This window comes from Haladaptatus sp. (genome assembly GCF_049589095.1).
GTDB lineage: Archaea > Halobacteriota > Halobacteria > Halobacteriales > Haladaptataceae > Haladaptatus.
The window spans coordinates 1-2,101 of the sequence record NZ_JBAWAC010000220.1 but is presented as its reverse complement, the minus strand read 5'-3'; the positions used below and the strand labels follow the sequence as shown (position 1 = coordinate 2,101).

General features: G+C 57.0%; 2 protein-coding genes. Both read left to right on the top strand.

Annotated elements, in window-relative coordinates; translation table 11 throughout:
• A partial coding sequence (locus WBV42_RS07190; protein WP_423985422.1) for a DUF7544 domain-containing protein occupies window positions 1–868 on the top strand: 868 nt, incomplete at its 5' end.
• A 215-nt stretch (window positions 869–1,083) separates the two neighbouring features.
• Window positions 1,084–1,761, top strand: a complete 678-nt coding sequence (locus tag WBV42_RS07185; RefSeq protein WP_423985421.1) for a class I SAM-dependent methyltransferase — start codon at window positions 1,084–1,086, stop codon at window positions 1,759–1,761.
• Window positions 1,762–2,101 lie beyond the last annotated feature (340 nt).

Sequence of the window (2,101 nt, the reverse complement as noted above, 5' to 3'; positions counted from 1 at the left end):
CATCCCAGCCGACCAAGGCCCACCGGGTGGCTTCTCGATGCCACCGGATATTGGTCCACGGGTCTGGCTCCTCGTCGCGGTGATCATTGCGGCAGTCATCCTGCTTGGCATCCTCTTCTTGTTAGTGGGATCGATCATGGAATTCGTCCTCATCGAGTCGCTCCGTCACGAGGAAATCACCGTTCGCCGGTACTGGAACCGGCGTTGGCGCCAGGGTGTCCGTCTGTTCGGGTTTCGGCTCGTTATCGGACTGCTCGTATTGGGCAGCGTCGTCGTGATTGCTGCACTCTTTCTCTTGCCAGTCGTTGTCGAGACTGGGCCCGCAAATGCGGCTCCAGCCGATGGGTTCTCGATCGTCGCCTTCCTGCTGTTGGTGCCAGCGCTCCTCATTCTCGCGATTCTCGTCGGCCTGATCAATGGCTTCACCACAGTGTTCGTCGTTCCGGTCATGATCATCCAGGATTGTGGCGTACTCGGCGGCTGGCGGCGACTCTGGCCGACGATCACCGCCAATCCCTGGCAATACCTCGCGTACGCCGTCGGCGGATTCATCCTCTCAATTGCCGGCGGAATTATCATTGCGATCCTGACTGGCATCGCTGTGCTTGTTCTGTTGATTCCCTTTGGCATCCTCGGGGCGATCGGGTTCGTCCTGTTGACGACGGTCCAGCCGTTCGGGATCGGAGTCCTCACCATCGTTGGACTGCTGTTTGTCCTCTCGGTGCTCCTCGTCGTCGCGCTCGCCCAAGTACCCGTCGTGACGTATCTGCGCTACTACGCGCTCCTCATCCTCGGTGATATCGACAGCGACCTTGATCTCATTCCTGAGCGCCGTGCCGCTGTGCGTACCGAAGAAGAATCAACGTGACCTCCTCCCCGTGATAGCTCATCGGAATCGTCAAATCTCATCAGTTTGGATGAATACAGACACAACATTCGACGTGATCGAAACAGTAGTGGGGCTGGTTCGCCGCCTTCCCGCCCGTTTACCCTCATTCGGATAGCAATATACTGGTTGTACGTCACCCGACAGAAGGGAACCAGTAGCACAGTATGATGTTACTGGGCGGCCAAAATCAACGTATGACCGATATACCAGTCAGTGCGGTCTCGAACGAAACTATCGTAGCGACCTACGATTGGCTAGCGAAAGCATACGACTGGTTTATCGCGCCAATGCAGACCGGGACTCGAAAGCGTGCCTTGAATCTTCTCGCTATCGAATCCGGTGAGCAAATTTTGGAGGTCGGATGTGGGCCGGGACACGCTCTGACCGCCCTCGCTCGGCACGTCGGTCCGACGGGTCACGTTATCGGGCTCGATGCCGCGCCGAGGATGGTGGAGCGTGCTCGCCACCGGTCCAAGCGAAAAGGAATGACTAATCGGATTGATCTGCTCCGAGGGGACGCCCGGTCACTTCCCATCCGAGAGGGCACAACTGATGTCGCTTTCATCGAGGACACCCTCGAGTTGTTTTCGCCGGGAGAGATGCACACAGTCATCAACGAAATCAAACAAGTGTTGGAACCGGATGGTCGACTAGGAGTTGTGACCATGGAGAGAGCAGACTCCGAAAACGACCCATTCGTACAGACGTACGATTGGATGTTTGACCACGTGCCGGGCTACGAACGCGTTGGATGTCGTCCCGTATACGCACGTCGAGCCCTCGAAGAGGGAGGATTTGAAATTGAGCGACAGGAGCGACACCGTCGGTGGGGAGTGTGGCCCGCAGAGATCCTGATCGGGAAACTTGCGTGAGTAGTTGTTACAGAATTTCAGGTGAGAATGCCTCGCCCTTGAGGGCGGAGATGAATCGCCGTCTTCATCCACTTTCACTGCACGGTACAGTCTTAGGTACGCTCCCTGCGTATCGTATTCCATCCGTCGCGGTCTATCCGCGCCCAAACCGGGACAATCGGACAAATTCGGATGCATCCGGCCGAAGCTCGAAGATAACCCTTCGGGATACGTCGGTACCGGTAGCGACACAAGTACCTCCGAATCTGCCGACAATCGCCCGTACCCTGCCGGAAACGGTGGGAGCGTCCGATTTGAGGATAGGAGTGGCAGCCACCTGACATATCCAGTAGATATCTCC

What these genes read in the sequence shown, in the direction of transcription:
- WBV42_RS07185 (WP_423985421.1), top strand. Translation starts at nt 1,084, where the DNA reads ATGACCGATATACCAGTCAGTGCGGTCTCGAACGAAACTATCGTAGCG.